This is a genomic window from Candidatus Zixiibacteriota bacterium, assembly GCA_014728145.1.
In the GTDB taxonomy this organism is placed as follows: Bacteria; Zixibacteria; MSB-5A5; order JAABVY01; family JAABVY01; genus WJMC01.
On the sequence record WJMC01000252.1, the window covers coordinates 1 to 4504 of the forward strand.

The window sequence follows — 4504 nt, forward strand, 5'->3', positions numbered from 1 at the left end:
CAGACCTCTGAATGAATCGGCCAAAGTACCGATCTCGTCTTTGGAGGTGAACTTGATATCGTGGTTGATATCGCCGACCGCGATCTCCTGAGCTATCGTTGCCATGTTCGAGACCGGCTTGCTGATGCCGCGGGCTATCACAAACGCTATCGCTATGCCGAGGACCAGGGCGCCGATTATGAATGTGACAGTCATTGAAACTGCACTGGCCTGGGCGGAAGCCATCTTCTCTTCCTGGCCTTCTCCGATAGTATTAAAGATGTCGGTCACTGCAACAGCCAGACCATACAGATCTTCATGGACGGCTTCACGTTGATTCTGAAAATCAACCATGTTGTTGAAGGCATGCTTGTATTTTTCCGCAGCTTCAATACAGAGATTGATAGCATCGATATCTTCCTGATCGTTCATTTTGCTTCTGGTTTCTTCAGCCTGCCGTTCGAGAGCATCAACACGATTTATAACCTGAGCAACATACTTTTCATCTTTTGTTATCAGGAAATTTTTCTCGGCCACACGGCAGTCCTGAACCATCTTAACCAGACTGTTGGCATCATCAGCCTTATCAACTCGCTCTTTCAGACGTACGTGTTCGATCCTCTGCGCGAACTCGCGATTCATCTTTTCTCTCTGGTTCTTGCTAAGTTCCTCGCAGACTCGATTGGCCTCCTCAGCATCCTTAATCATATTATGGAGAGCGGTCTGTGACTGATTAGTGATGTCTACCCAGACACCCCATTTCTCAGAATACTGGCGAGTCAGAGTTTCAGCTTCGGTGATATCGTCGATATCTTTTTTATCATTGAAGCGTGAACGTGTTTCATCAATCTGAGAAAACATCTGTTCAGTAGTAGATTTAACTTTTTCATACTGAGCAGGATCTTCATCAAGACGATAGATATGACGAGCCGCAGCCATATCCTTGACCCATTTAATCAGATCATTGGCATCATCGGCATTAGCTACTTTCTGGGAATAGGTGTTGAGACCATTGTAACCGATATAGCCGGTCAGCATGGTCAAAGCCAGTACAAGGCCGAAGCCGATGTAAAGCTTTTTGGCAATCTTAATGTCTTTCCACGACATCTTTGAGACCTCCTCGCTATTAAAATTACAGGTTTAAGATTTATTAAAATTCGAGTTGAAAATTGTCTGCTGATTCAGCGTTTTCCTTTCTCTTTCTCTCGGTTTATCTGATAATTTAACTGGATCATCTTGTTTCCTGCTCGATAAACAGGTTCGTACCGAATGGTATCCTGAACTGACCGTCCTCGAACTTCCAGTTTTTGTCGGGCGCAATAGTCACTACCGCGTCGAGCAGTTCAGGAGCACCGGCAAATTCCCCACAGAGCTTGATTTTGGCGTAATTGAGCCAGCTCCTGACACCCAGCCGGACCAGTTGAGAGATAAACGATGATTCACTGCTGTCACCCAGCTCTCTGAAGTACTGCTGGTGCGTCATGCCGGTGAACCGGATCTCACCAGGATTGGCATCGGGCGCAGTTTCAGGGCTCTCGCTATAACCCGCACAAAGGTTCCCCGTCATTACTATACAGATACAAGATATTCCTATAAGGTAACGGAATATTAACAATGCTTCTGCCCTCGCTTTTATAACTGTTTTGAGCGTCTCTAAAGGCTTTATCGTAATCTTGCATTTAATCTGTATGAGATTAAAGTGAGCATGGATGGGGTATGTCATGTACCCGCAGATTATTTACTTTTTTCTTCATCCATATTCTTCAAAAACGCGAACAGGCTAATCGATTTATTGGTCAATTGCAGTTTTTTGCGTATTCTCTGGCGGAATTTGTGTACTGTTACGAGTGAAATGTTCAAAGCCTGCGCAATTTCCTTGGAGCTCAATCCATTTTTAATCAATTCACACACATTAATCTCACGGGGAGATAGCCTGGCCATCGATGATTCCAGGCGCGATGCCAACGGCGAATTAAGATCGGATAGACAGGACTTAAGTAGACACAGGAGCTTGTTTTCTTCATTCCCCACCTTTTTTTGCAAAATCGTCAGGATCGGGAAAACGAGTTTTTCGAGGTTGGAGCGGATATAATTCTGCTGGGATTTTTTTTCATGTTCGAGCTGATTCAATATCCCCCGTACCAGCGACTCCTCGTCCTCTGGATCAAGCGACAAATCCTTCAGGCTTTTCTGGCACGTGCATTCATGCGTTTTCTCAACCAGAAGCAACCCGGCACCGGTGAAATTGCCATCTCGATCTATATGCGGAACTGCATAGATAAAGAGCCGGATCTGATCCCCTGAGTTGGTAGCTGTACTTATCTGGTATTTGGCCACCGATTCACCCTGCTTCAGTCGTGCAGTCAATTGTCTCAGTTTTTGCCTTGTCAGGGAATCGAAAAGCGTTTCATAATGTTTTCCAATGACTTCTTTATTATCACGCTCAAGGAGTTTGCATGCGTTCTCATTAAGCTTTGTTAAGCGCGTGGATCTGTCTATTTCCAAGAAAGGTTGACCGTTAAAACCGGTCATCTCAGCCAAGCGCTCGAAATCATCCATGTGGCTTTTATATTCGGTGATATCCCGGCAACTGAAAAGCAACCTGCCACCCTTGAAGTCAACCGGCCTGGCGGAGAGCAACACTGTTTTTTCATGATTGTATTTATCATTAACTTTCATGCTCTGGTTTACGATCTTCTCGCCGGCTTTCAAGCGGTTTAAATCTATGTTTTCATGCCCGAAAATCCTGTGGATATTGGCAAGTTCTTTGAGTTCATAGACGGTGTAACCAAAAATGCGGTCGATATCTGAGTTCAAATACAGAAAATGCCCCTTCTCATCAGTGACATAAACCGATTCATCCAGGTTAGCCAGCGTCAGGCGATGCAGTTCTTCTGAATGGCTGACCAGGCTGGAGTCTTCAAGCCTCCTGAGATGACTGCTGACAAGTCTGGCAATATCCACCAGTATCTTTTGTTTCTGCTCGTAATAGTTACAGACCTCACAACTCTTTTGAAATGAGTGACAATATACTTCTATGAAGCCCTCGGCAGAACTGCCGTCAGAGAGATTCACCCGCCATCTGTGATTGCATTCGCTGTAACCCGGACTGCGATACTCGAGTCCGTTTCTTACGATCCTGCAGGTGGCCAGATCACTGCAATTCCAGCTCGGGGGGATATTTTCCACCAGCCATTGCAAGAGCTGGCGATCGGGAAGTTTCTGGTCGACTGTCAAAAGCGCTAAACGGCGAAACAATTCCAGGCTACGCACAACCCGCCTGCTGTCGCAGGCATCCCTGCTATCTCCCTCGTCCTCTGATTTGCTCGCCATAAAATGCCTGATTTCTTTTGCCACCAGAGAAGCTACTTCATGATACGATGATTGAGTATAGTCTTCTGACACTGATTTTTCAGATCCGGGAAGGAAGTAGATCTCGACAACGCCCTGCTCGCTTCCCTGGTTGTCGGTAATTTGAACTTCCGCCTTATGATCTGTCAGGTTAAATTCGGGTGACTGAAATTCAACATTTTTATACAGGATTCGAATACCGGACAGTTCATTGTCATCAAAATATTGACCAAGGCTTTCGACCAGGGTCGAAAAAAACTGGCTTAAGCTCACATTGGCCTTGTCGCGCAAAAACAGGATATTGTGCAGGCTGTTGAGCTCTGCCACTTTCCTGCTGAAATCGAAACAGCTCTCATCGTGGTGATCATTACTGACACAGTTTATTCCTTGTTGAACTGCACTGTCACTGCCGTCGCAATTGTCTTCAGGTTCAGGTTTTTCGAGAATGATCTCGTTTAAGCTTTCATTCTTTGAGTTGTCATCCACACGAGAAGACATCCTCTCAAAACGGATCTGCCCGTTTTTTGGAAGGATAAGCCTGGATTGCTTCATGATGCACCCTTTTATTGCCCCGCGGTGTTTTAACGAGAAATTAAAATCAGGGGGAAGAGCGCTAAACCCTTCCCCCCAGTTTTATTATTTAAGCGTGTGCCATGATCGATTCCTTGAGAGTATCAAGATCGTCGACTACCTCATGAGACGCCTTGGCGGCATCTTCCAGGAGCCTGCCGGCCTGTTCTTTGTTGCCGGATTGATAGGCCTTCATGGCATCGTTGGCAAGCTGATGAACCTTGGCATGAGGATTCTCAACCTGCTTGTAAGCACTGTTCTGACCGTATTCATCTTTACCTTCGGCATAATACCATTTCCCGAAACGGCAATTGTGATGATCGACGCTCTTCCAGTGCGAAGCCTGTTTGCGTCCTTCGAGGATATCCTCGAGGTTTTTGATATAGTGCATGTGATCGGTTTTGGCCAGATCGATAATACCCAGATTACCGCCCCTGACACGGAAACGGCCGACCATGGAACGCAGGCCTTCGGCCTGACGGTTGAGCTGTTCGGCCGCTGATGCCGACTGCTCGGCTCCCGCCGCCGTCTCCTTGGTCACGCTGGAGATGTGCTCGACGTTTTTGGAGATCTGTTCGGCCGCGGCAGACTGCTCTTCCGAAGC

General features: G+C 46.5%; 4 protein-coding genes. All 4 read right to left on the minus strand.

Features of this window, described 5'->3' with window-relative positions; all coding sequences use genetic code 11:
• The coding region (locus tag GF404_13795; GenBank protein ID MBD3383247.1) for a HAMP domain-containing protein at window positions 1–1086 on the minus strand (1086 nt) is incomplete at its 3' end.
• Window positions 1087–1210: 124 nt separating this feature from the next.
• A complete protein-coding gene (locus GF404_13800) occupies window positions 1211–1546 on the minus strand; it encodes a hypothetical protein (protein MBD3383248.1) in 336 nt (111 codons plus the stop codon).
• A 167-nt stretch (window positions 1547–1713) separates the two neighbouring features.
• Window positions 1714–3882, minus strand: a complete 2169-nt coding sequence (locus GF404_13805) for a PAS domain S-box protein (GenBank protein ID MBD3383249.1) — start codon at window positions 3880–3882, stop codon at window positions 1714–1716.
• Between the two features lie 88 nt (window positions 3883–3970).
• Window positions 3971–4504: hypothetical protein (locus tag GF404_13810; GenBank protein ID MBD3383250.1), on the minus strand; the 534-nt coding region annotated here is incomplete at its 5' end.

Coding starts and splice junctions, on each gene's coding strand:
- GF404_13805 (MBD3383249.1), bottom strand. CDS start 3,882: ATGAAGCAATCCAGGCTTATCCTTCCAAAAAACGGGCAGATCCGTTTT.
- GF404_13800 (MBD3383248.1), bottom strand. CDS start 1,546: ATGACGGGGAACCTTTGTGCGGGTTATAGCGAGAGCCCTGAAACTGCG.